The organism is Turicibacter sp. St.80E1, assembly GCF_059728495.1.
This window is the reverse complement of the sequence record NZ_AP039386.1, coordinates 991,483-1,018,223: the sequence shown is the minus strand read 5'-3', so window position 1 is coordinate 1,018,223 and position 26,741 is coordinate 991,483. Positions and strand designations below refer to the sequence as shown.

24 protein-coding genes and 1 other annotated feature (1 of these 25 running past the window's edge) are annotated in these 26,741 nt (G+C 36.2%); of the genes, 1 reads left to right on the top strand and 23 read right to left on the bottom strand.

The genetic code is table 11. From position 1 onward, the window contains the following. Positions 1 to 198: a binding site (T-box leader), on the bottom strand; it reaches 18 nt to the left of the window's first position. Positions 199 to 252: 54 nt separating this feature from the next. From AC6I0I_RS05025 to murG, 14 genes are all read right to left on the bottom strand, one after another. Further along, on the bottom strand, positions 253 to 669 hold the full coding sequence (locus AC6I0I_RS05025; protein ID WP_161831718.1) for a hypothetical protein: 417 nt from the start codon (positions 667 to 669) through the stop codon (positions 253 to 255). 14 nt (positions 670 to 683) lie between these two features. Further along, positions 684 to 1,454, bottom strand: a complete 771-nt coding sequence (locus AC6I0I_RS05020) for a YlmH family RNA-binding protein (protein ID WP_411040337.1) — start codon at positions 1,452 to 1,454, stop codon at positions 684 to 686. After that, the gene (locus tag AC6I0I_RS05015) at positions 1,451 to 1,705 is read right to left on the bottom strand and encodes a YggT family protein (protein ID WP_161831716.1); all 255 of its coding nucleotides are present in this window, start codon (positions 1,703 to 1,705) and stop codon (positions 1,451 to 1,453) included. The genes AC6I0I_RS05020 and AC6I0I_RS05015 overlap by 4 nt, the downstream gene beginning before the upstream one ends. A 5-nt stretch (positions 1,706 to 1,710) precedes the next feature. Then, positions 1,711 to 2,211: a cell division protein SepF gene (locus AC6I0I_RS05010; RefSeq protein ID WP_161831715.1), complete on the bottom strand. Its 501-nt coding sequence runs from the start codon at positions 2,209 to 2,211 to the stop codon at positions 1,711 to 1,713. Positions 2,212 to 2,255: 44 nt separating this feature from the next. After that, on the bottom strand, positions 2,256 to 2,915 hold the full coding sequence (locus AC6I0I_RS05005) for a YggS family pyridoxal phosphate-dependent enzyme (RefSeq protein ID WP_161831714.1): 660 nt from the start codon (positions 2,913 to 2,915) through the stop codon (positions 2,256 to 2,258). A gap of 195 nt (positions 2,916 to 3,110) precedes the next feature. Next, a complete protein-coding gene (locus tag AC6I0I_RS05000; protein ID WP_161831713.1) occupies positions 3,111 to 3,377 on the bottom strand; it encodes a YlmC/YmxH family sporulation protein in 267 nt (88 codons plus the stop codon). A 190-nt stretch (positions 3,378 to 3,567) separates the two neighbouring features. Further along, positions 3,568 to 4,347, bottom strand: a complete 780-nt coding sequence (sigG, locus tag AC6I0I_RS04995; protein ID WP_262953728.1) for an RNA polymerase sporulation sigma factor SigG — start codon at positions 4,345 to 4,347, stop codon at positions 3,568 to 3,570. Between the two features lie 105 nt (positions 4,348 to 4,452). Next, positions 4,453 to 5,163, bottom strand: coding sequence for an RNA polymerase sporulation sigma factor SigE (gene sigE, locus AC6I0I_RS04990; RefSeq protein WP_161831711.1), 711 nt, complete (start codon positions 5,161 to 5,163; stop codon positions 4,453 to 4,455). 28 nt (positions 5,164 to 5,191) lie between these two features. Continuing rightward, positions 5,192 to 5,965 carry a sigma-E processing peptidase SpoIIGA gene (locus AC6I0I_RS04985; RefSeq protein WP_161831710.1) on the bottom strand — a complete coding sequence of 258 codons (774 nt, stop codon included), beginning with the start codon at positions 5,963 to 5,965 and terminating at the stop codon, positions 5,192 to 5,194. A gap of 262 nt (positions 5,966 to 6,227) precedes the next feature. Beyond that, positions 6,228 to 7,376, bottom strand: a complete 1,149-nt coding sequence (gene ftsZ / locus AC6I0I_RS04980; RefSeq protein WP_161831709.1) for a cell division protein FtsZ — start codon at positions 7,374 to 7,376, stop codon at positions 6,228 to 6,230. Positions 7,377 to 7,404: 28 nt separating this feature from the next. Further along, positions 7,405 to 8,730: a cell division protein FtsA gene (locus AC6I0I_RS04975; protein ID WP_262950427.1), complete on the bottom strand. Its 1,326-nt coding sequence runs from the start codon at positions 8,728 to 8,730 to the stop codon at positions 7,405 to 7,407. 139 nt (positions 8,731 to 8,869) lie between these two features. Beyond that, positions 8,870 to 9,700, bottom strand: coding sequence for a cell division protein FtsQ/DivIB (locus AC6I0I_RS04970; protein WP_161831707.1), 831 nt, complete (start codon positions 9,698 to 9,700; stop codon positions 8,870 to 8,872). Between the two features lie 12 nt (positions 9,701 to 9,712). After that, positions 9,713 to 10,621: a UDP-N-acetylmuramate dehydrogenase gene (murB, locus tag AC6I0I_RS04965; RefSeq protein WP_161831706.1), complete on the bottom strand. Its 909-nt coding sequence runs from the start codon at positions 10,619 to 10,621 to the stop codon at positions 9,713 to 9,715. Positions 10,622 to 10,630: 9 nt separating this feature from the next. Then, the gene (gene murG, locus AC6I0I_RS04960) at positions 10,631 to 11,725 is read right to left on the bottom strand and encodes an undecaprenyldiphospho-muramoylpentapeptide beta-N-acetylglucosaminyltransferase (protein ID WP_161831705.1); all 1,095 of its coding nucleotides are present in this window, start codon (positions 11,723 to 11,725) and stop codon (positions 10,631 to 10,633) included. Positions 11,726 to 11,970: 245 nt separating this feature from the next. Here murG and spoVE point away from each other — a divergent pair, with 245 nt between their 5' ends. Further along, positions 11,971 to 13,068 (top strand): stage V sporulation protein E, encoded by a 1,098-nt coding sequence (gene spoVE / locus AC6I0I_RS04955; RefSeq protein WP_161831704.1) that lies wholly within the window; start codon positions 11,971 to 11,973, stop codon positions 13,066 to 13,068. 508 nt (positions 13,069 to 13,576) lie between these two features. On the opposite strand, the gene murD is transcribed toward spoVE, so the two are convergent. The 9 genes from murD to lon all read right to left on the bottom strand — a co-directional run bounded on the left by murD (position 13,577) and on the right by lon (position 26,527). Beyond that, positions 13,577 to 14,938, bottom strand: a complete 1,362-nt coding sequence (gene murD / locus AC6I0I_RS04950; RefSeq protein WP_161831703.1) for a UDP-N-acetylmuramoyl-L-alanine--D-glutamate ligase — start codon at positions 14,936 to 14,938, stop codon at positions 13,577 to 13,579. A 38-nt stretch (positions 14,939 to 14,976) separates the two neighbouring features. Beyond that, positions 14,977 to 15,945, bottom strand: coding sequence for a phospho-N-acetylmuramoyl-pentapeptide-transferase (gene mraY, locus AC6I0I_RS04945; RefSeq protein WP_161831702.1), 969 nt, complete (start codon positions 15,943 to 15,945; stop codon positions 14,977 to 14,979). A 2-nt stretch (positions 15,946 to 15,947) separates the two neighbouring features. After that, positions 15,948 to 17,399 carry a UDP-N-acetylmuramoyl-L-alanyl-D-glutamate--2,6-diaminopimelate ligase gene (locus tag AC6I0I_RS04940; protein WP_262953727.1) on the bottom strand — a complete coding sequence of 484 codons (1,452 nt, stop codon included), beginning with the start codon at positions 17,397 to 17,399 and terminating at the stop codon, positions 15,948 to 15,950. A gap of 21 nt (positions 17,400 to 17,420) precedes the next feature. After that, on the bottom strand, positions 17,421 to 19,328 hold the full coding sequence (locus tag AC6I0I_RS04935) for a stage V sporulation protein D (RefSeq protein ID WP_161831700.1): 1,908 nt from the start codon (positions 19,326 to 19,328) through the stop codon (positions 17,421 to 17,423). A gap of 225 nt (positions 19,329 to 19,553) precedes the next feature. Further along, positions 19,554 to 21,713 (bottom strand): penicillin-binding transpeptidase domain-containing protein, encoded by a 2,160-nt coding sequence (locus tag AC6I0I_RS04930; protein WP_262950430.1) that lies wholly within the window; start codon positions 21,711 to 21,713, stop codon positions 19,554 to 19,556. A gap of 174 nt (positions 21,714 to 21,887) precedes the next feature. After that, positions 21,888 to 22,241, bottom strand: coding sequence for a cell division protein FtsL (locus AC6I0I_RS04925; protein ID WP_161831699.1), 354 nt, complete (start codon positions 22,239 to 22,241; stop codon positions 21,888 to 21,890). An 18-nt stretch (positions 22,242 to 22,259) separates the two neighbouring features. Continuing rightward, positions 22,260 to 23,192 carry a 16S rRNA (cytosine(1402)-N(4))-methyltransferase RsmH gene (gene rsmH / locus AC6I0I_RS04920; protein ID WP_161831698.1) on the bottom strand — a complete coding sequence of 311 codons (933 nt, stop codon included), beginning with the start codon at positions 23,190 to 23,192 and terminating at the stop codon, positions 22,260 to 22,262. Positions 23,193 to 23,569: 377 nt separating this feature from the next. After that, positions 23,570 to 24,190 (bottom strand): ribosome biogenesis GTP-binding protein YihA/YsxC, encoded by a 621-nt coding sequence (yihA, locus tag AC6I0I_RS04915; protein ID WP_161831697.1) that lies wholly within the window; start codon positions 24,188 to 24,190, stop codon positions 23,570 to 23,572. A 12-nt stretch (positions 24,191 to 24,202) separates the two neighbouring features. Beyond that, positions 24,203 to 26,527: an endopeptidase La gene (lon, locus tag AC6I0I_RS04910; protein ID WP_262950431.1), complete on the bottom strand. Its 2,325-nt coding sequence runs from the start codon at positions 26,525 to 26,527 to the stop codon at positions 24,203 to 24,205. Between the last annotated feature and the right edge of the window lie 214 nt (positions 26,528 to 26,741).

Genomic DNA, 26,741 nt, shown 5'->3' with positions numbered 1-26,741 from the left:
CGTGGTACCACCTTAATTCACAGTAAAAAAATAAAAGTTTTACTGCCTCTTACCATTTATCGCATGGATAACGTCATGCTTTTTATTCACATGAAAGCTCCTGGATGATTCTATATTATCCTTTTTGCCGATCTTTCACCGTCATCGACTCGCTGAAAAAAAGTTGATATTATAGCATGGCCCACTCATCGCTCATATTTACTATATTTGTATATCATTTTAAATAAAAACGATATAAAAATCAACATATTTTTAGTTTTTTCTAAAACAATTTCGAATGTCATCCACTTTTGTATTTAAAAAATCAATCAGTTCATCTTTAATTTGCAATTGTTGTTGTTCAAAAATTGCTGTTTCATCAATTATTCTTTCTACATCTTCCATCGCCTGTTCAATCATTACCTTAGAGATTTTTTCTGTTTCTTGAATAATTTTAAGTGCATCTCGCTTCGCGTGGTTCTTTAATGTTTCAATTTGTTCTAATTCATTTTTTAAGTGCGATTGAGAAGCCTGTTGCATGAGTTGAACTTCTTTTTTTAAAGATTTATTTTGATTCTCTAGCGATTCAATTTGTTCAATTAATAAACAAAAGACACGATAAAGTTCTTCATCTGAGAACTTCTCCCACGATTTTTTCATCTGAACTTTTAACATTTCTGCCGGTGTCATGTCTTTCCCCCTAACTACACTACTTTTCCTACGATAACAATTTTTCGTCCACTTTTAGTTTGCGATTTAATTTCCAATAGTTTATAGCGTCCATAACGTTTAATTGAAATCATATCTCCAATGTGACATTCCTTAGAATGATTTTGCTCGACCTTAAAGTTATGTTGAATATTGCCTTGCTTGATTGATTCGGACGTAAACGAACGTGACTCCTTCGTTAACGCACAGACAATAACGTCTAACCTCATTGATGAAACGATTATTTCACGTCTTTCATAGGTTTCAATACGCTCTAATTCATTTATTTTTTTCTTCACCAGACTAATCGAGTGTCTTCCAACCTTGACTAAGGCTTGCTCAATAAAAGGTGCCATCTCCTCACATACGGCTAGGAAGATTCTCTTATCTGCTAATATTAAAATATCACCGATAATCTGTCTTTCAATTCCTAAGGACATGATTGTCCCCAATACTTGAGGGTGTCTCAGATCCACCATTTTATGGGCGTATCTCACTTCATACCCTATGACTGTATAACTAAAATCTTGGTCGTTTAGATAAGTTGGAATCAATATAGCCCGCTTTCTTTCTGCATTTTTAAATCCACCAATCCATTGAACCTCAACATCAGAAAACTCATTTACTAGCATCTGAACAATTTCCTGTTCTCGAGGCGTTAAAAATTTCGTTGTCTTTAGTTGATAGCCTTCATAGACTTGGTGGATTAAATCTTCCATCCTTACTATAAAACCGTGCTCCTCTTTTTTAAAATGAGCTAAATTCATAGTAAAATATTTATTAGACCTTGCATCGCAAACTCCAATACGATAAATGCGACAATCGGTGAAAAATCAAACATTCCCAGCGGTGGAATAATTTTTCTAAAAATTGATAAATACGGTTCGACAACTGCACCTATTGCACGTCCAATCTGTGTCGAGCGAGTTTCTGGAATCCAACTCATAAAAATATAGATCAACATTAAAAATTGATAAATCCCTAAAACTGATCTAAATAGTAATATGATGTATGTCATATCTATTACTCCTCTATTTCTTGATGAGGCTCGTTCATTGTTACTTGACCCTCAGTTTCTACACTCTTTGGTGTACATAAAAATAAATTTGTTCCCACACGTTTGATATCTCCATCAATCGCATAAATTGTTCCACTTAAGAAATCAACCACACGCTTCGCTTGAGATTTTTCTAAACGTTGAAGGTTAATAAAAACTGGATAGTTTTCTTTTAAACAATCCGCAATATCCTGAGCATCAGAATACTCATTTGGTTCGCGAATAATTACTTTATTTAAATTACTATCAAATTTTAATCGATTTAATTCATTATTCATTGGCGTCACAACACTCTTTCCTTTACTCGTTGATGTATGAGTGGCGTTTGAAACAACCGTTAAATCAGGTTTAGGCAGCGGTGCCGGCTTAATAACTTCTGGCTCTTCAAACTCCTCTTCAAAATCATCCATTTCATATTCCTCTTCGTCTATTCCCATCATTGTTTTAAGCTTATCTTTAAAACTCATCTTCTTCTCCTCCTATAATTATTTGTGTTTGTGTCTGAAATATACTAGTCTTGAAATAAAATGGATCCGAGTCTTATATGCGTTGCCCCTTCCTCAATGGCAATCATATAATCTTGACTCATTCCCATCGATAAGCGATCGCAAGTTACTCCCCCTTGGTTTAACGTTGCAATCTTTTCCTGTAATTGCTTCAAACCTTTAAAGCAGCGACGTATCACAGTTGGATCATCGGTATTCGGCGCCATGGTCATTAATCCAACAACTTTTATCATTGGGTACGATTTTAACGCCTCTAAAAATGAAATTACCTCATCCACATCAATTCCATGCTTACTCTCCTCTTTACTAACGTTGACTTGAATAAAGCAAGGTAATGGTTCCCGACGGTATTTTTGTATTTCCTTTGCCAACGATAAACGGTCGAGCGAATGGAGACAAGAAATTTCGTTAATAACCTCTTTTACTTTACGTGATTGTAGGGTTCCAATAAAATGCCACTCTATTGGTAAAGATATCTGTGATTTTTTCTCAAGCAGCGCATCTACACGATTTTCCCCCATCATTGTAATTCCACAAGCAAAAAGGTCCTTAATTTGTTGCACACCCACATACTTTGTTGCTGCAACAATATTTACATTTCGTCCATCAGCAGCAACCAATTCAATATTTCGTCGCACCTTGTCGACATTTTTAGAAATATTCATACTATCCACCTATCAATTCATAATATTACTGCATGATACTATAAATTATACCATAATTCATAGGGAATGGAAAATTTTTTTCTTCTCCTTTGCGGATATTATTTGATTACCCACTTCGACACCCTTCTGTAAACTTAAAAAGGAAAGGACAACACGGCCCTTTCCTTTTTTATTCCGTTGCAGATTTACTTTTCACTAAAATTCGTTCAATTGTTGAGCCACATTAACGATAATAACATCCTCTCCAATTTTTAAAATTTGATTCCACGGAACGACAACTGATGCCTCATCTTTAGAAAAAAAACTAACAAATTTCATTGACGGTTGAACTGTAATTGCGATAATTTGTCCAGAGTTCGTATCAATTCTTAAGCTAGATACAAAACCAATTCGCTCACCTGTCACCACATTAATGACATCCTTCTCTTCAATATCACTTAAAGTCATAATTGAATCTTTCATCATTTCCCCCACCTTTATATCCATGTAATTCATTTTATGTCCTTCTTTTCAGAAATATGTAAGCTATCCCTATTTATCTACTCTGATGAAAGCCTATAAATAATAACCACGTGATTTTCATCAAAAAAAGTGTGCTAAGGGCTATTCCCTTTACACACTTTTTTTGAATGAAGCAACAACAAAAGTTAAATTAACTTTTCATCATTTCTTCCATGATATGTAACGCATTCTTTTCTAATCTTGACACCTGGGCCTGAGAAATTCCAATTTCGGCGGCAATTTCCATTTGTGTTTTTCCCATAAAGTATCGATCATGAATAATCCGTTTCTCACGACGACCTAATCGCTTAAACCCTTCTTCTAACATTAACTTAGCACTCCATTTTTCATCCGTAATACTATCATCTTTAATTTGATCAATTAAATGGATGGTATCTCCTCCGTCATTATAAATAGGGGAGAAAATAGAAACCGGATCTGAAATAGCCTCTACTGATAACACAACGTCAATGGGTTCCACACCGATTGCCTTAGCGATTTCCTCATTCGTTGGGTCACGTTGCAATTCAATCGACAATTGATCTTTCATCTGTAACACTTTATATGCAGTATCACGTAATGAACGAGAGACGCGTAAAGAATTATTATCACGTAAATAACGTCGAATCTCACCAATAATCATAGGCACAGCATAAGTAGAAAATTTAACTTCATGAGATAAATCAAAGTGATCAATAGCTTTCATTAAACCTAGACAACCAACTTGAAATAAATCGTCTAAATTTTCTCCCCTATGATTAAATTTTTTTATAATACTTAATACGAGTCGTAAATTCCCCTTAATGAGGGCTTCACGAGCATCCATATCACCACTTTGAAACTTTTTAAATAATTCAATCATTTCTGCATTTGTTAGTACTTCTAACTTTGATGTATCGACTCCGACAATATCAACTTTATGTTTGGACATGATGGTCCCTCCTGTTGCACTACATTGTTCCTACACAGAAGTATGAGCAACATCATGTCAAATCATTCATAAATTATCATTTTATTGTCATTTTCTTTCGACACATTATTTTATTTTTAAAACCTCTTTACGGATCTTATCAATAATTTTCTTTTCTAATCGCGAAATGTACGACTGTGAAATATCTAACTTTTGTGCAACTTCTTTTTGTGTTAAAGGCTCTTCTCCACATAATCCAAATCGCATATACATGATCTCACGCTCGCGTCTTTTTAGGCGATTAATAGCATCAAATACGAGTTGTCTTTCAACATCTTCTTCAATATCTTTATAGACCTCATTTTCCTCAGTTCCTAAAATATCAGATAAGAGTAATTCATTTCCATCCCAATCTACATTTAATGGTTCGTCTAAAGAAACTTCATGTCGAATTCTGTTCGTCTTTCGTAAATGCATTAAAATCTCATTTTCTATACATCTAGACGCGTAAGTGGCTAACTTAATATTTTTATCCATCTTAAACGTCTGCACTCCCTTAATCAGGCCTAATGTCCCAATACTGATCAAATCCTCTAGATTAACACCTGAACTTTCAAATTTCTTCGCAATATATACCACTAATCTTAAATTATGTTCGATTAATGTTTGTCTCGCCAGCTCGTCCCCTTCTTGAAAGTTAGTTAAAACCCTGAATTCTTCCTCCTTAGATAAAGGCTCTGGTAGTGTTTCATTTCCTCTAATATAGTTTACGTAATTTTTCTTTCGTTTACTAATCTTTTCAAACCATTTAATAAAGAACATCATTAAAGCCTGCATGTCATCTCCCCCTTGACTCCCAATCCATCTAGATACTTCTTACTATACTTGGTTGAAGTAAAAAATCGTATTCATAAAATTGATTTTCTACAACCCCTATGAGCACATTCTGTATCACCTTATCATTAATTAATAACAGTGTCGGTTTAAAAACTAACAATCTCTGTTGATCATCATTTATGACCGAGTAACCAGTCGACCATGATGAGATCGATTGCCTATTCAAGAATTCTTCAATCTCCCCTAAACAAAGCATCTCTTTTGGAACCATCATAATAGGTAATGCTGTTTTTTCATCTGTTAAATGATTCCCGGTATCAACGAATCCACTCCCCTTTAGCTCAGTTGATCCACAAAAAATACGCACCTCATAAATAAACTGGTCAATTAACTGCTGACTATTTAACCAGCGAACCTTTAAGATATATATTAATGTCACAACAAACGAAAGCACCATTAAAACACAAATATATGGAACAATTGTTAAATCAAATTTAATAAAATGACTAATCGTATAAATAGAACCACTTAAAATAAAACTCAAGCAATAAAAATATAAGGTTTTGGTAATAAACCCTTTAAGATTCCCCTTTGAAAAGACAATGAGTAAAACAACAATTGGAACACCGCCTGCTAATGCGGTAAAGTCTATCATGAATAACATAGCACTCAGTACTAGACTACTCAAAAGTCCCAAACTTAAGCGGGAGAGCTTCATTCTTTCTTCAGTTAAGATGGCTACACCATTTAAAATGAGATAGTCGTAAATTAAATTTTGAATGATGAACAAATCTAGGTACATCTATATCTCCCCCCTTTTCTATCCCCTCGATTACCTCTACATTTTATCCAAAACCATGTGTAAAATCTGTCAATTCTTTGTTCAATCCTGACTTTATTTAGAAAAAATAACCACTAATTTTGCTTCTTTTTAACAATCGACGTATAAAATAAAGGGGATTTTCTATAATAATATTAAAAATATTTATTTAAAGTCTCTTAGATAATCACGCAGTTCAAACGAACTATGTCTACATAAAAAAAAGAGAGACATAGCTCTCTTTTTATTTATAACGATTCATTAACCAGTTAGGGATCATTTCAACATTATCCCCACCGAATGGTTGACGTTTAGGTTGTGATGGTTTTGGTTGCTCCGGTGTTGTTGGAGCTTCTTGCTCCGCTTGTGGTGTAGTTGTCTTTTTATTTCTATTATCACCAATTAACATTTCTACCGGTTTTGCTGTTGCATTTGTTTCATCAAATCCAGTCGCAATAACCGTTACAATTAAATCTTCCCCTAAATCAGGATTAATTGTAGCACCATAAATAATATTAATTTCTGTTGTTGAGGCATCACGAATTGTTCGTAAAGCTTCATCAACTTCAAATAAGGCAATATCCATTCCACCTGAAATATTAATAATAGCATCTGTTGCCCCATCAATATCATTTTCTAATAATGGACTCGCAATCGCTTTTTTCGCCGCCTCTGTTGCACGATTTTCACCTGTTCCTAAACCAATTCCCATAATAGCTGATCCCTTATTATGCATAACTGTTTTTACATCGGCGAAATCGAGGTTAATTAAACCTGGAACGGCAATAATTTCTGAAATTCCTTGAACACCTTGACGTAAAACGTTATCCGCTTCGCGGAATGCTTCTAACATTGGAGTCGTACGATCTACAATTTGTAATAATCGATCATTAGGAACAGAAATTAATGTATCAACATTCGCCTTTAGTTCTGCAATACCGCGTAAAGCAAAATCTGTTCGGCGTTTTCCTTCAAATGTAAACGGGCGTGTAATAATTCCTACCGTTAAAGCTCCACTTTCTTTTGCAGCTTTGGCAATAACAGGTGCTGCACCAGTTCCTGTTCCTCCACCCATTCCGCAAGTAATGAAGACCATGTCGGCTCCCTTTACTAACTCTTTTAATTCACTTAAATTTTCTTCAGCTGCATGTTGTCCAACCTCTGGATTCCCTCCTGCGCCTAATCCGCGTGTTAAATCACGTCCGATTTGAAATTTACGATCTGCAATTGCTAAATTTAACGCTTGTGCATCCGTATTAACAACGACAAACTCTACTCCTTGCACATCATTTTCAATCATACGATTCACGGCATTACTTCCACCGCCACCTACACCTACAACAATAATTCTTGGGGCATATGTAAATTCATTTCCAAATCCGAAACCTTCCATCCCTGAAACCTCCTCTTTCCTTTTACTTCTATTCTACTTTTTCATCAAATATCATATCGAAAATCCGAACTAAGACACCACTATTTTCTAGCTTATGGTCCATAAACGTCCTCTCTTGTTGTTCCTTTATCTTGGGTGTTTCTTCTACCACTTCAAGTTCCTCTCGACTATCAATAGCATGGACTAGGACATTTTCATATTTGCTAAAGTCAATTATATTACTTTTTTGTCCAGTCAACAATGATATTTCATGAATAAATGTTGCCATCCCAATTAATTTTACATATTTAGCACTTCGGGCTCCTAACATCATTGGCGTACAAATTGTCACCTCTTGATGAAAAATCTTTTTCGCTAATGTGTTAAGTCCTTCTATTTCGCTTGCACCACCCGTAAAAATATAATCCATTTGATCATACTTATAGCAATTTTCCATTAAATACTGTTTGACTAACTTCAAAATATTCTCGTATTTAATAGTGAGACTATCGCTTAACATTTGACGCGTAATGCATGTAAATTGTCCCTCTACTTCATCTGCATAAATAATTTCAGTCGACGAAGATTCAGAACAAACTTTACCGAAATTTAGTTTTAACATTTCTGCTAAGGGTTCATCAATCTTGAGGTTTTCACTAATGTGCTTCGTTACATCTTGACCACCCGTTGACAATGATACCGAAGAAACAATTTTCCCCGAGTGGACAACCGTAATCGTGGTCATCCCCTTCCCAATATTGACATGGCATGCTCCTTTTTTCAATTGTTCCGGTGTTAACACATACATCATCTCTGTGATACTTCCTAAAACAATATCCGCAATTCGGAATCCTGCTAACTCAGCAATATTAATGAGATTATACACGACAGACGCAGAAGCCGTTATTTTTTGTGCATGTAAGACCAATTCTTTTCCAATAATCCCAAGAGGGTTTTGAATTGTATTTTTATCATCTACCACAAAAGCTCGCGGCATCACATTAATGGCTACTTGATCATGATATGTCGGTTGCGTAATAATATCACGGAACAACTGTTTAATATTAGCGTGACTAATTGGTTGATTAGAGTCTAGTTCCAATGATTTAACAACGTTATCAATACGGCATTCTACACTTGGAATAGCTAACACAACATTTTGAATGTCTTGCTTAAGATCCGCCTCAACATTAGCTTTTAATCGTTTTAATTTTTCAACAATTTGATTTACGTTAACGACAGTTCCATTTTCAATTCCAGCCGTTACAATAGATTGTTGTGATAAAACATACAGGCGTTCCTGCCTAATATTACACACCATCAATCTAACTTCTGCACAACCTATTTCTAAGCAAGCATAAATATTATTTTTCACCTCTAACCACTCCACTAACATACGGTTTTATTACCATAATATCATAATTTATTTTACTATATTTTTGAGACGATGAAAAGAGTATTTACAAAATATAATGACGATTAATCACATATTATACACATTATTTATCCACAGTCTATTCCTCTTGCACGTCCTGTTCTCCTTTATTGTCGAATAAAACCGAATTAGCACCCGAATAAGGTTCAAAATAATCCCCTACGTCTAAATAATAGGTTCCACATTGCCCTTCGGACAACTGTCTCACCTGATCAACCATTGTTTGATAATATTTTAACTTTTCAACCATACTGTAGCTATTTACCTTAATCGTATTACCATCCTGTAGAAATAAGGAAAACCGGTTGTTATCCCCATATAAGGGTTCATAGTGGATTTCCTTTATTAAGTTAATTAAAATCGGATCTAGCTTCATCATGGACTCAATAAATAATCCCAAAACTGGTTCCTTTAATGTTTTTTCGGTTAACCCGTAAATAATTGTTCCGGGACAGACAACATCTAACGTATTACTTTGTTCAATCAAATGACCATCACTTAATACATACTGATATCCATCTCCCATATCAACGCACCCAATAACATCCTTTTCCTCTACTAAAATTCTTAATTCATTTAATCCTACCCTTGTAACTACCGCCTTTGTAATGAGTGGATGTTTTTGAATTTGCGACGCGATTTTCTTTGTTTTAAGTTTAAAATAGTCATCATCATAACTAAGATTTGCTAATTGCAAAACCTCAGAACGTGATACGTAATTGAGCCCCTCAAAATACACCATAGATAATTTTCTCAGGGGAGACGTAAAATAAAAAACCCCTCCAATAACGCCCATAACAAAGAGACTAAAAAAGAAGGTATTAAGCCTCTTTTTTAGTCTTTTTTTCGGTTTATTCTGTTTATTTTTTTGACGGTACTGCTCCATAAAAACAACTTTTTTTACATTCATGCTCCCCTTCACCTACCAGTTAAACATTTCAACCTCTGGATGTAACTCGATTCCACTTTTTTCAAATACGACGTTTTGTACGTGTTGGATTAAATCATAGATATCTTGTGCAGTGGCATCTCCTACATTTACAACAAAATTACAATGTTTCTTTGAAACTTCAGCTCCACCTATTCGTACCCCTCGTAATCCTGCCTCCTCAATTAGTTGCCATGAATAATGAGGTAACGGATTTCTAAAAGTACTTCCAGCCGATGGTAGATTAGTAGGTTGTGATTCAATGCGGCGAATTTTACGCATTTTCATTAACTCAACGATTTCTTCATAGACTCCCTGCTCTAATTCTAAAACGGCTTCAACAATTGTCCAATGACGATTCATTTGCATAATCGATGTTCGATAGCCAAAGTTTAACTCATCCGGTGATACCCAATTTAATTCACCCTTATCGTCTAGAATTAAAACCTTCACTAAAACATCTTTAATCTCTTTATTATAAGCCCCAGCATTCATGTATATTGCCCCACCAACTGAACCTGGAACACCTGATATAAATTCTAATCCTGATAAATTTTGTTTAGAGACACGGTTTGCAAGAAGAATCGTCGAAACCCCGGCACCTACTGTAACGTAATTCTCGTTAATCTCAATATGATCAAGTCCTTTATCACACTTAATGATTACGCCATCAAATAAATGATCTGATGGTAATAAATTTGAGCCACGTCCAATCACCTTATAATTCAAATGATACTTTTTAACAAGACTTATGGTTTGGATTAAAGACTCCTTTGCATTCGGCACGACAAAGATACGGGCAGGCCCCCCTACCCGAAACGTTGTATGCTTAGCAAGTGGCTCATTCTCAATTAGTACCCCAAGGTCATTCCCTCTATACTCCTCTATAAAACTTTTAAACATTAAAAACACCTACTTTTTCTCAATAATTTCATTCATCACATTAATTAAACGATGCGCTGCATCTGGAATCCCTAGTTGTTTCGAGGTGTTTTGCATATTTAAACGCAATTGGCAATCTTTCATTATACGATCAATCTCCTGATAGAGTCGTTCTCCCGTTAACTCTTTTTCAAGCAACAAAACTCCCCCGCCATGGTCAGTTAAACTTCGTGCATTATATTCTTGATGGTTAGCCGTCACATACGGTGAAGGAATCAAAATACACGGAACACCTAGTGCCGTCACTTCAGCCAAAAATGTTGCCCCTGAGCGCCCAACAAACAGATCCATATTCACAAGATATTGTGGCATGTTATTAATAAAGGGTAACACGTGAACATTTTTTAACTGTTCCACATTTTCTATTTGATTTTTAATCGTTTCATAATGTTTGTTTCCTGTCACAAAGACGACCTCATAATCCGCTTCCTCGTATTTTTTAATCATAGACAAGACCGCCTCATTAATCGGCTCTGCTCCACGGCTTCCACCACTAATCATTACGGTTTTCTTATGAGGATTTAAACCAAGGGCACTTTTTCCAAGCTTTAATGTTGCCGCTACCTCTGTTGCTCGCGGATTCCCTGTTAACACTACCTTATCTTGCGGAAAATATGAGCGCGCCTCTTCAAAACAAATCGCGACTTTATTCACATATCGTGATAAAAATTTATTCGTAACCCCCGGTAAACTATTCTGTTCATGAATAATAGTTGGTACCTTTAATCTCGATGCACTGTAAACAACAGGGCCACAAACATATCCCCCAGTTCCAATCACAACATCCGGTTTAAACTCTTTAATATATTTTTTTGATACTGAGACAGATTTAAAAAATTTCATAATTGTTTTGACATTCTCAAAAGATAAAGAACGCTTAAATCCAGCTATCTCAATATACTTAAACGGTATTCCCTCTCGGGTCACAATTTCATTTTCTAATCCTTTTTCAGTTCCTATGTATAAAACTTCCAGTTGGTCATCCACCTCTTGCAATGCTCGAATAACAGCAAGCGCAGGATAAATATGACCACCCGTTCCACCACCAGTGACAAGGACGCGCATATTCTCACTCCTTATTAGACCTTATTGTCTTTTTATCATTTTATATTCTAACATATTTTAAACAAAATCTGTTAGCGTATTTTAAAATTCATCGAAATATTATTTAATTTCATTTTTTTCGTTAAAAAAAATTTTTTTTCATTTCCAAAACTTCACCTCATTTATATTTTTTTAATATTTATCTCAATTCCCTTCACTTTCTGTCATATACATTATTATATATTTTGAAGCAAAGGGGAATTCTAATGAAAAACAAATTACCTTCAATTGATTTATTAACCCTACTCCTCGCTTTAAGTATTAGTACCATCGGTTTAATTTTTGTCCTCTCCTCTTCTTATATTTGGGCAGAATATAAATTTGATGATGCTTTCTACTTTTTCAAACGACAATTGTTGTTTGCTGGAATAGGAGTTATCGGGATGCTTGCAGTTTCGCGAATTGATTATCCCATCTATAAAAAATATGCCTCAACTTTTTTCTTCGGAAGTTTAATTTTACTTATTCTTGTTCTCGTCCCAGGAATCGGAATGGTTCGTGGGGGGGCGCGAAGTTGGATTGGAATCGGTGCCTTTTCCATCCAACCTTCAGAGTTTATGAAATTTGGTCTCATCATCTTTTTGGCCAAGTACATGAGCACCTATGTAGAAGATGCAAAAACATTCAAAAAGGGAGTTATTCCTTTACTTTTTTGCATCCTACTGGTCTTCGGTGTGATTATGCTTCAACCCGATTTTGGTAGTGGGATGGTGCTCGTTGGAACAGGGTTTGTCATGCTATTTGTTTGTGGTGTCCCTATTCGTTATTTTATGTACTTTATCCTCACCGGGGTCGCTGGAATTGTGGCCTTAATTATATCCGCACCTTATCGTTTAGAGCGAATTACCGCTTATCTTGATCCTTGGAGTGACCCAATTGGTTCAGGATTTCAGATTATCCAATCATTATATGCCATTGCCCCAGGGGGGTTATTCGGTGCAGGATTAGGAAATAGTGTTCAAAAGTATTTTTACCTCCCTGAGCCCCAAACCGACTTTATTTTCGCTATTGTTTCCGAAGAGTTAGGGTTTATTGGTTCAGTTGGAGTCCTAATTCTATTCATCCTTTTCTTTGCTAGATGTACCTATCTTATTTTAAAAACAGATGATCTTTTTGCAAAATATATTGTCGTTGGAATAATGTCTATGTTAATGATTCAAGTTATGATTAATATTGGGGTTGTTATTGGCCTATTGCCCGTAACAGGAATTACCTTACCATTAATGAGTTATGGTGGATCATCTTTAACAGTCACCTTATTATCAATTGGGATTATTTTAAATATCAGTCGTTATATTAAGTAATTTAAACAATAAATTTAGTAAGTATCGTAGTTCTAACCACTAATAGTTTATTCAAAATGACTTTAAATGCTCCTTCTTAAAAAAACCGCCTTCATCTAAATGAAGACGGTTTTTTTCATGCCCACCATTTTTACAATGATACACGCTTACTGCAAATCAGACCGTACCTTTTACATCCCCCTCAGTCTAAACATTGTTAAAAAAATATATACGCCCACCATACCAAGCACTATTAATCATTTATTAATTTGCCGCGGGTTTTGAAATTGTCGTTTTATCTTCCCTTCCATAAGCTAATAAAAAATAGAAGTCTTTCATTTAATAATCAATTATCCCTCATGAAATGCCACTCCTCAAATCAATCTAGATAGTCAACGAGAAAAACAGGATAGATCCGTAGTAAATACCTATTTATGAGCCTTTTTCCTTGAATCATGTTGTCATATATTCCATAAAAAAACTAGGAGATGGATCGTATCCAATGCTCCTAGTTCAATCATTTAATTTTCTATAAGTTTTTATTTTTAAGTTTCTCTACTAAGTCAATAAAATGATCCCCGCGAGTTTCAAAATTTGGATATTGATCCCAACTTGCGCACGCTGGAGATAAGAGAACATGATCCTTCTCGCGGGCAACCTTAACGGCGGCATCCATTGCCTCCTCCAACGTATCAACGGCTACGCATGGAAGTGAATATTCATCAGCCAATTGTTTAAAACGTTCTTTCGTCTGCCCGAAAGAAATAAGCATTTTTATTTTAGGGAAGTATGGAATTAGACCGCTCAAATCATGTTGGCGATCCAAGCCACCCGCTAAAAGAATGATAGAGTCATCAAAGGCATTTAATGCTGTTTGGGTAGCAATGACATTAGTTGCCTTTGAGTTATTATAATAATCAACCCCAGCAATGGTCGCCACATATTGTAAACGATGTCTAACCCCAGAAAAACGCATTAATACACGTTGAATCGAAGCCGTGTCACATCCGTACAATTTACTAACTGCGACCGCACCTAATACATCCTGTAAATTATGCTCCCCTTTTAATAAGATGGCATCAACATCAATAATTTTTTCACCTTTAAAATAAATCGATCCATTAGATAGATATGCTCCCTCTACCTCCCTGTAAAGAGAAAAAGGAACGCATGTTGCTGCCGTTTGGGTAATTCCCTTGACAATCACCTCATCATCCGCATTGTACACACAATACTGATCAGATGTTTGATTAGCAATGAGATTAAGCTTTGCCTGACGATACTCCTCAATATCCGAATGATAGTCTAAATGCGCCTCCGTAATATTTAATAGCAGTGAGATTTGTGGTTTAAATGAGTCAATTCCCATCAATTGAAAGGAAGATAGTTCGGTAACCAATACCTGATCTTGACTTGCTCCTTCCGCTACCAATGAGGCAACTTCCCCGATATTCCCCGCAATCAATGGATTTAATTGACCTTCTTTTAACATTTCATAAATCAATGTTGTTGTTGTCGTCTTCCCATTTGTTGCTGTAATCCCAATAAAAGGGGCTTCGCTCACATCGTAAGCCAATTGCACTTCTGTTAAGACAGGAATCTGGCGTTTGAGTGCCTCCATTAATAACGGAACCTTTAAATAAGGAATCCCAGGATTTTTAACAATAAAATCAAAATTTTGATCTAATAATTCTAGGGGATGCCCTCCTACCACTACCTCAAATCCCTCTGCTACCATTTCCTTAGCATCTGAATTTTCAGGCAATGGTTGACGATCATTAATCACAACATGGGCACCTAATTTTCTTAAAAGTCTCGCCGCAGCCTTTCCACTTTTGGCTAATCCCATGACTAAGACTTTTTTATTTTTATATTTCACTATTTTTTTCATTTCAATCATCCTTTTCCACAATCTAAGGGTCTCCTACCTTAGATTGCGATAACTAATCCGATTGCGGCACACACTAAAGTAACAGACCACAAGAAAATAACAACCTTCCATTCACTCCAACCGCATAACTCAAAGTGATGGTGAATAGGTGCCATTTTAAATAGACGCTTCTTCGTCCGTTTATAGTATGCAACCTGAATAATAACTGATAATGTTTCAATAACATAGACAAGTCCGATAATCACCAATAACAACTCTTGTTTCAGTAAGATAGAGACGGCTGCAATAGCTGCTCCAAGTGCTAAAGATCCCGTGTCACCCATAAATACTTTAGCTGGATTTAAATTAAAAACTAAAAATCCAAATAGGGCCCCCACAACTGCAAAACAAAATAAAGCAATACTCGGTTGTTGCATCGCAACGGCAATCATTCCGAATGCTCCAAAGGTAATAACGCTCACGCCACCGCATAATCCGTCTAAACCGTCTGTAAGATTAACAGCATTTGAAAATCCGACCATCCAGAATAAAATAAATAATCCATAAAGCCAATGTAAATTTACACTAAATAGATTAAAGAACGATAACTCTGTAGAATATCCACTCTTTAAAAATAAGTAGAAAAAGACTGCTGCTAATACAAGTTGTGCCAATAACTTCTGTTTCGGTTTAAGTCCTTCATTATTTTTACGAACAACAATAATAAAGTCATCAATAAAACCAATGAGCCCAAAACCAACCAATGTTAAAAGCAACATCATTAGTTCGTTTGTCATACCCGTATACTTCGTAAAGAGTACCGCCACTAATAATATAACGACAATCGAGGTAATAAAAATAATCCCTCCCATCGTTGGTGTCCCAGATTTTTTACGATGGGATTGTGGACCCTCTTCCCTAATCGCCTGACCAAACTTTAGCCGATGTAAAAAAGGTATGAAGAATGGTCCAATAATCGTCGCCATAAAAAACGAAAAAATTAATACAAATAAAATTGATTTTAACATTATTATATACCCCTTTTTCTAATCACTTCTTCAACGACTATTTTATCATTAAAAGGAACTACTTTACCATTAATATTTTGGGTTTTTTCGTGGCCTTTCCCTAAAATAACGACTAGATCATTAGGCTTAGCCTTCTCAATCGCCGCTTCTATCGCCTGCTTACGATCCACAATAACCGTATAGTTACGGTGAGTTGTCCCTGACAAAAGATCATAGATGATACTTAATGGATCCTCATTACGTGGATTATCACTTGTAAAGAAGACATAATCCGATAATGTAGAAGCATGATTACCCATGATTTTACGTTTAGCTTTATCACGATTTCCCCCTGCTCCTAAAACAGTGATAATTTCACCTTGAGAAATAACATTCAGATTCGTTAATACTTGAAAAATCGCATCTGGGTTATGAGCATAATCAATAACAATCGTCACCCCGTTTTTGGTTTGCACATATTCAAAGCGCCCCTCGACAGATGAAACATTTTCAATAAAAGGAATAATTTCCAACACTGGATAACCTAACGAATAAAAATAACCAATAACTGATAAAACATTATAAACATTATACTTTCCAAATAAGGGGATTTTTACACGCTTCACAAATTCTCCCTTCACATAAAGCGAAAAGGTAGTATGGTCAATGGCGTAAACAATATCCTCTGCATAAAAGTCAGCCTGCGGGCGACAACCGTAGGTTAAAATACGTCCATTAGTTACTCCAATAAAATAATCTGAATGCTCATCATCGCAATTAATGATGGCCATTCGGTGATCCTGGTAATCATTCATTTGTACAAAAGGTCTCATTTTAGTGAATAAATAATCTTCAAATGTTTTGTGATAGTCTAAATGTTCCGGTGTAATATTCGTAAAAATCAAGCGATCAAAATGAATTTGATCCACCCGATTTTCCTTAATTCCGTGTGAGGAAACTTCCATTACAAGATATTGTAAATTATTTTTAACACTATCCTTTAATAAATAATTCAAATCTAAACTCATTGGGGTCGTGTGCGTAGCCTTCTTTTTACTTCCAACCCACGATCCGTTTGTTCCAATTAACCCACTATTGATGCCCAAGCATTCAAACACATGTTGAATCAAATAGGTGATTGTTGTTTTTCCATTTGTTCCAATAACCCCTACTAAATTAATGTCTTTTGATGGTGTTTCATAATATTCATTAGAAATAACGGCTAAGGCTTTTTTCGTATTAAAAACTTGAAAATAAGGAATACTTAACGTTAAATCCTTCTCCCCTACAACTGCAATGGCGCCATTTTCTATCGCCTTTTCAATATAATCGTGACCATCCTGATCTTGTCCTCGAATAGCAAAGAAAACGCCTCCGTCTTTCACATCTCGTGAGTCATAGGCTAAATTTGAAATTAATTGATTCTCACCCGTAAATCGAATGCCTAACAACTCACTCATCTCTACTAAATTCATACGACTTCCTCCTATCCTTTCCTAATTTCCTAAATATAATCGGACAGTCCCACCTTCGATTGTTCGGGAATATGCCTCTGGTTGTTGGGAAATAACTTTAGACCCTTCCCCGTAATATTCAATTTTATAAAGAGCAGATGGTTCAATGTCTTTTGGTTCCTTACCCACAAAATCTGGAATGGCTACATATTTTGTATCTGTCCATAAATATTTCTTTTCAATTTGTTCTTCGCTCGGTTTCACTCCAATATACGGAAGTGCCTCTGCTAAAATAGAGCGTGCTATTGGAGCTGCAACAACCCCACCATATTGAATGGTATTCTTCGGATTATCAATTGCAACATAAACAACGAGTTCAGGATCATTCATCGGGGCAATTCCAACAAAAGATAAGATATACTCCCCGCTAATATATGCGCCGTCTTTAGCCTTTTGTGCCGTTCCGGTTTTTCCACCGACACGATACCCATCTATATAAGCACTTTTACCACTTCCCTGTGCCCCTACCATTTCTAATGCATAGCGCATCGTTTCAGATGTTTCTTCTGAAATCACTCGGCGTCTCACTGAAGGCTCACGTTCATATAAAATTTCGTTTGTATAAGGATGAATCATTCGCTTAACGATATATGGCTGCATTAAATTTCCACCATTTACAGCAGCACTTACCGCCGTCACTAATTGGATAGGGGTCACTGAGTTTCCTTGTCCAAACGAAGAAGTTGCTAACTCAACATTCCCAATATTATCTGGATTGAAAATAATACCTTGCGATTCCCCTAACATATCAACGCCCGTTTTTTCATTAAATCCATAAGCCCTAATATATTCAAATAATTTTTCCTTTCCAAGGCGTTGACCTAATTCAATAAATCCGGGGTTACATGAGTTCATAATTACCTCAAGCATCGATTGATCCCCGTGTCCCCCTGCTTTCCAGTCACGGATACGAACACCATCAACAATTGCATATCCCGGATCAAAGAAACGATCTTCTAACTTCATAACGCCTTCTTCAAGCGCCGCAGAAAATGTAACAATTTTAAAGGTTGATCCTGGTTCATATGTTGACCAGATTGGAAGATTACGGTTGTAAATTTCTTGATCATACTCCTGATAATTTTCTGGCTCATACGTTGGGCGTGATGACATAGCTAAAATTTCGCCTGTCTTTGGATTCATAATTAAACCGATCATTTGATCAGGACTATACTTTGCCACCGCATTATCAAATTCCCGTTCAAGAATTTCCTGCAAGTGTAAATCAATCGTTAATTCCATATCTAAACCACGGGAAGCTAACGAGTAATCATCAGAAAACTGTGGTAAAAAATTCCCCTTTGCATCCGAGAAATATTTCCACACTCCATTCTCCCCCATTAGATAATCATTATAAACATATTCTAGTCCAGTAATCCCCTGATTATCAATTCCTGTAAACCCTAGTGTATGCGCTAATAAACTTCCATAAGGATAACTACGTTTCACATCATTTACTAGATAAACACCGTCTAAATTCGCTTCTTGAATCGCTTGAACTTGTTCTAACGACAATTTACGTCCTTCGGGTTGAATCCGTTCAATAGAAACCCCTTTTGTCACGTGTTTCTTCGCTTCCTCTACACTCACGTTTAAAATCTCTGCTAGTACCTCCGAAGTATGGTCCACATCTGTCACCTGACGTGGAATAACAATTGCTGAGGGAGCAACCACATTTTCTACAATAGCATCGTGATTACGATCATAGATAATTCCGCGTTGCCCTTCAATTGGTAAATTCCTTGACCATAACGACTCCGCCCGATCAACTAAGGTTTGCGAATCAAAAATTTGTAAATAAGCCAACCGAATCATGAGCGCGATAAAGTAAATTAAAATAATTGAGAGTAACACGACCAATCGTCGTTGGATAACTCCAGACTGTTTCATCTCTTATCCCCCTTGTTAAATAGTCTTAAGATTCATTTATTACTTCCTATACGTCCATAGTAACTATATGATTACATCTTCAAGTAAATACATAATCCTTATCTTAAAACCTTATTTATTCTACTTTATTAAATAAATTCCCATTTTATGATTTTTCTTACTCTGCATTAGGGTGCACATAAAAAAGGACAACTGTGATTTAGAAACAGTCGTCCTTTTTTATCCTTATTCAGAAGAATTAGATGAATCCATAGATGGCTTAGCGTCTTTAGACAATGTAAGCGTCACTTTTAATGAATCTGTAACCATTTCTCCCGCTGCTACAGATTGATCAATAATATACCCCTCACCTTCATAATCCACCTCTAATCCTGTTAACATTGCAAACTGAACCACTTCATCTTTTGTCCATCCAATAAAATCAGGTAACTCATACTCTTTTGAGGTCTGTATAAAAACTTTACTTGATGCACTTACGATAGATGCAGCTTTCGGTGATTGAGCAAACGTCTGTGTCCCGCTTCCGATAACAACGGGCGTTAAATTTGCCTGTTCTATTTTTTCTACCGCAGTCTCTACGGGTTCATTCATTAATTGTGGCACCGTCGAATTTTGATAGAAATCCGAAATATCAACCATCGGGGTTTTCTCAGCCCCTAAATAAATAAGCGAATTTTGCATAACAAATCGATAAAGACTTCCTAATTGATCATGTCCTCCCGTCTCTGGTTGGTTCATAGCTACATACATGACAAGATTGGGATCATCTACCGGAGCAAAACCGATATAACTATAAACATAATCATTTGCTAAATACCCGTTTGCACCATCGGCGATTTGAGCAGTCCCTGTCTTCCCACCACTCGTAAACCCATTTAACGAATAGGCAATTCGACCTGATCCTGTTTCCTTCTCAGTTACTCCTACCATCAACTGCTTGACCTGTTCAGCTGTCTCAGCAGTAATTGGCTTTTCACCTAACTCCCGAGTAAATTGATAAAGTTCCTTTTCAGTATTTAAATCATAAACTTTAGAAATTAATTGAGGCTTAACAATTTGCCCCTCATTCAAAATAGCGGTAATCGCTTGAATATGTTGAATTGGAGTTGTTAACATCCCCTGCCCGAATCCCGCCGTAATTTTTTGCATCGAATCTCGTTGACTTGGTAATGTTCCGGCACTCTCTAACGGCAATGGCAATCCTACCTGACTACCAAACCCGAACTTTTTCAAATACTCAATATTTTCATCCGGAGTAATCCAGTGAGTCAACATATCAATAATAGCCGTATTGGATGATCGATAAAACCCTTCATCATAAGAAATTGTTCCCCATGTCGTATTATAATCTCGAATCGTTGAGCCATTAACGAGTCTCGAACCAGATTCAAATAACTGTCCCCCAGAATATTTTCCTTCGTTAATCACTGCCGCATATGTATATATTTTCATAGTTGAACCTGGTTCAAAAGGCTCGGAAACTACTGGATTGTTATAGCCTTCTATATCTCGAATATTTGGGTCAAAACTCGATCGATTTCCCATCGCCAAAATTTCCCCTGTTTTTGGATTGGCAACAACAGCCACCAGACTACTCGGATTAGCTTGTTCCCAAACCTTATCCATGGCCTCTTCTAAAAAGGTTTGGATGGTGGCATCCAATGTTAAATAAAAATCGTATCCATCCTTAGCTTGTTCAATAACATATTCCGTTTTATTCGGCTGTAAATACCCCTTTTTATCTTTAATATATTGGACTAGGCCATCCGTTCCTGTCAAATAATCATTAAGTGATAATTCTAATCCCATCTCACCTGTCAACGTCCCGGTCTCTTCATCCAATTTAGTATATCCGAGCGTATGTGATGCAAAGACACCGTTAGGATAAAAACGCTTATTGTTTTGTCGAAACTTTATTCCGCTCAATTTTAAATTTTCAATTTTTTCTTTTTGCAAATAAGTTAATTGACGACCGGCATTTCCAAATTCCACCTGACGAGCTTCCCTAGATAGCACATCCACAATTTCTTCCTTTGTTAAATCAATAACTGTGCTCAACTTTTCAGCCGTCTCTTCGATATTTTCTACCACATCCCCATATTCTCTATATAAATTAGCATATAAAGTATAGGATGTTAACTGTTCAGCTAGAGCGTTTCCATCACGATCATATAATGTTCCTCGCCGTCCTGTTACAACATCTTCAACTAAGTACTTTTCTAAGGCATACTCATATAAATCCATGCCTCTTGTTTCACCAGTAACTGCAATTTTTATAAAACACCCTGCTACATAAACAAACAGGATTCCAGAGGTAATCATCGTTCCGAAAATTAACTTTCTTCCCGTATTATTCAACTGTTGTCTTTGTTTCTTTTTCTTCACCTACACCAACCCCATCAATCATTATTTCTCCAGTTTGGATTAACAAATAAAGCACACTATAGCTCTATCACTTACTTTAATTCAGGCATTCCCTCCTATATCAAAGCCAAAGATTTTTACAGCTGATAAACTACATTTTTATAGCGTGATTACAAAGATAGAGAGTAACCGGGGCTACTCTCCAATCGTAATCGTGTTTTCATAGGTTGATAAACCATTATTCTTGGCAACTTCCATTGCCCTTGAATAAGTAGATAGTTCTGAAATTTTAGAATATAACTCTTCATTCACTACCGTTTGTTGGTCTATTTCTAATTTTTTCTTTTCAACACGATAGTGAATCTCATTAATTTGCGCATCTAAATATAATTGACCAATCAAAAGCATAAAAACTAAGACTGAACTAATCCCAATCAATCCCTGTAAAGAATATAACCCCTTTTTCTTTACCTTTTGTTTCTTTAACGTTGACGCTACCTTTTGTTTTGGTATTTCATGATGCTCAATCCTTCTTTGTAATGGACTCATCTAATTCTCCCCCTTATTCTACTTCAAACGCATAGCTACCCTTAACTTAGCTGAATGTGAACGATTATTCTCTGCCAACTCCCCTTCATTAGCAACGATAGGTTTCCGTGTTATCACTTTAAATTCTGGTTGAAACTCTTCCGGAATAATCGGTAATCCCCGCGGAATATCCTTCGATTCACTACGTTTTTTAAACATATGCTTACAAATTCGATCCTCTAACGAATGAAACGTAATAACGGCAACACGGCCATTAACGTTTAACATATCCATCGCATCCTTTAAGGCATATTCAAAAACTTTTAATTCATCATTAACAGCAATCCTTAATGCCTGAAACGTTCGTTTCGCCGGATGACCACCCTTACGACGCGCCGGAGCTGGAATAGCGGACTTGATAATCTCAACCAATTCAAACGTAGTTTCAATGGGTTGTTTTTCACGGTATCGCTCAATTGCACGAGCAATTTGTTTTGAAAACTTTTCATCACTATAGACGCGAAAAATAAATTCTAAATCTTTATACTCCCACTCATTGACAATCTCATAGGCAGATAGACTGGCCTCTTGATCCATGCGCATATCCAATTTTGCATCGTGGTTATAACTAAACCCACGCTCAGGGGTATCAAATTGTGGAGATGAAACACCTAAATCAAAAATAATTCCGTCAATTTTCTCTATCCCACGTGCATTTAACTCTTCTTTTAAATGGACAAAATTACTTTTTATAATGGTGAAATTATCCCCTATTTCCTTTAGTCGTTTTGTCGCATTTTCAATAGCAAACATGTCTTGATCAAATGAGTAAAGATGACCTGTTTTTAAACGCTTTAAAATCTCGCTACTGTGTCCGCCACCACCTAAGGTACAATCCACATAAATACCATCCTCTTTAATAGCCAAATTTTCAATTGATTCATGAAGTAAGACTGAGTAGTGATTGAACATCGTTGAACCCTCCTATAAATCAACTTATCTCTTAAACTGATACAAATATTATTTATAATCCTAACTAAGTAGGCTCTTATATCCACTTTTCAGAACTAATTATACCGTATATAACCTAAATTTAAAATAAAATTTACCGTATTTAGAAAAAAAAGTTCTATCAATCCCATTTTCAACATATAATGTTCCTTCCCATCACTTAACTTAAAATTGCTCAACATGCCGACCCGTTTTAATCCATCGAAAAGTAAAATCACTAACTTGACCGCTCCCTAGCCCCTATAACACTGAAAGACTCCTACATCAACTTTATAAGGGACTAAAAAACGGCATGAGCTCATCCTTCACTTGAACTCATACCGTTTTTTATTTTAATTTTATTCTTGCTCCATTTCAACTATAATTTCGTGGTATTGTTTGATTAAATCTTCAAAAATTTCTAAAACTTCTTCACGCCCCTCGTGTGTTTCAGATGAATAAGCAACAAAAACATCATCTTCATCAAAATCAAGGGTCTCTTTAATAAGCTTTTCTTGTTTTTTGTACTGACTGCGATTAACTTTATCTTTTTTTGTACCAATCACCAATGTTGGAATTTCATAATACTTATATAATCCATACATTGCAATATCCTCAGGTGTTGGTTTATGACGATAATCTACAAGTAAAACTCCTAAAATGAGTTCCTCACGTTCAACCAAATACTCTTCAATCATTCGTCCAAATGATTCCTTTAGTGAACGATTAACCTTAGCATAACCATACCCTGGAACATCTACTAAATACATTTCATCATTTATATTGTAGAAATTTAATGTTTGTGTCTTCCCTGGACGGCTCGAAACACGGGCTAAGTGCTTTCTATTGGTTAGAGAATTAATAAATGATGATTTTCCAACGTTTGAACGCCCCGCAAAAATCATTTCCGGTAATCCATCTGTTGGATAGTGATCAGCTCGAACACAACTTTTTACATATTCTGCTTTATTAATTTGCATATTATTCACACCTTATCGTAACGCCTGCTGTAAAACTTCATCTACTGTAGAAACAGGAATAAATATCATTTCATCTTTAACACATTTTGGAATATCTTCTAAATCTTTTTCATTATCTTTTGGCATAATAACAACTTTTAATCCCGCACGATGAGCTGAAATTGTTTTTTCCTTTAAGCCACCGATTGGTAAAACTCGACCACGTAATGTAACCTCACCTGTCATTCCGACTTCCCGCTTAACAGGTTTCTTCGACAATGCAGATACAAGAGCGGTCGTCATTGTTACCCCTGCAGATGGTCCGTCCTTCGGAGTCGCTCCCTCGGGAACATGGATATGGATATCATGATCCTTAAATAAAAGGGGATCAATGTTTAATCGCTCCGCATTTGCTCGCACATAACTAATTGCTGTCTGTGCCGATTCTTTCATCACATCACCTAGTTTACCAGTCAATACCATTTTACCTGTCCCTTTATAATAGGTTACCTCTACTGGTAAAATATCGCCACCGAATTGCGTGTAGGCTAAGCCAGTGACAACCCCAATCTGATCCTGTTCTTCAAGTAATCCATGAGTAAACTTGTGTTTTCCTAATAACGTTTTCAACATCGTAGAATCGACATGAATGCGGTCAATTCCTTCACCTAAAAGCTTTCTAGCCGTTTTCCTACAAATTGAACCAATCAATCGTTCAAGCTGACGAACCCCTGCTTCACGCGTATAGTGTTGGATAAGCTCCATCACCACCTCATCCGTAAGCGTTAATTGATGAGCAGTTAACCCGTGTATTTCTAATTGTCGTGGAATTAAATAACGAATGGCAATTTGAAACTTCTCTTGCTCAGTATAACTATCCACGTGAATGATATCCATACGATCTCGAAGAGGAGCCGGAATATTCTCTAAATAATTGGCTGTTGCCACAAATAGAACCTGTGATAGATCATACTCCTCTTCTAAATAATGGTCACTAAAATGACTATTTTGTTCAGGATCTAAAACCTCTAGCATCGCAGAAGCGGGATCTCCCTTGTGATCACTGGCCATCTTATCAATTTCATCTAATAGGAAAACAGGATTTATTGTTCCCGCTTTTTTCATCGCTTGAATAAGACGTCCAGGCAATGCTCCAAGATAAGTTCTGCGATGCCCTCGAATTTCAGATTCGTCTTTAACGCCCCCTAAAGAAACCTTGACAAACTTTCTACCCAAGGCCTCTGCAATAGAACGTGCTAACGAAGTTTTCCCAACCCCTGGAGGACCGACTAAACATAGGATAGTTGAGGGATTTTTACCCGTCATCGTTTTTACCGCTAAATATTCTAAAATTCGTTCCTTCACCTTTTCTAGTCCATAATGCTGCTTATTGAGCGTTTCCTCCGCAAATAGAATATCTTTATTATCTTCAGTTTGAACACTCCATGGTAAGGCAACTAACCATTCTAAATAAGTTCGCACCACACCAGATTCACTAGAATTAGCAGGTAGCATTTCAAAACGTTTAATTTCCTCTAACGCTTTTTCCTTTACAGCATGCGGCATTCCAAGTGATTGGACTTTTTCTCTAAACTCCTCACTGACTGCCTCTTTCGAGTATTCGTCACCCAACTCTTTTTGGATGGCCTTCATTTTTTCCCTTAGATAAAATTCTTTTTGATGTTCATCTAACGCTCGCTTAACCTCCTGATTAATTTTCAGTTCTAATTGAGCAATATGTTTTTCTTTCTCAACCTCTTTTAAAAGAGCAGATAATCTGTCCTCAACTGAAGGCATTGAAAGATATTTCATTTTATCTTCTTCTGAAATACGTAAATAAAAAGCAATTATATCCGTGATAGCGATCGCATTTTCAGCCTCATCGATAAGTGAAGCGACATCGGTTGGATGAGCAAACAATAAACTACCATGCTCGGCAATCTCCTCTTTTAACAAACGAAGCATCGCTTCCTCTTTGTCAGAATTCGTTAATAAAGAAGGCATTGTTTGTACTCGTGCCTCAAAATATGGTTCGAGTTGCGTATACTCCTCTATCTCAATACGAGTAATAGAGTTAAACTTCACTTTATAGTGTCCGTTTGGAAGTTTAATTTTCATTGTAATCTTGGCAATAGTCCCGTAATGACATAAATCTTCACTTTGCGGTCTTTCAACATTTGGATCGATTTGTGAAACTAACGCTACATAATTCCCATTCGCTTCGCATGCCTCTAGAGCTTCAATTGATTGTAAACGACCAATCTCTAAACGAACCTCCGTATTAGGCAATGAAACAACACCTCGAACAGGTAACACAGGGAGTGTATGCACCTCAACGTTGTTTACATCTATTCTCATTTCCACTCACCTCACTAGTACTTTTAACACTACATCTTTTAGTCAATAACGAAAATCTTAAAACTTTCTGTTATCATAATAGCTCCGTTTATTAAAACGATGACCGTATTTCCTAAGCGAATATTTTAACTAATATAGAAAAGGAAGCTATTAGCTTCCTTACTCTACCTTTTATTATAGCACAAATCCATTCAAATATATGACTAAATACACA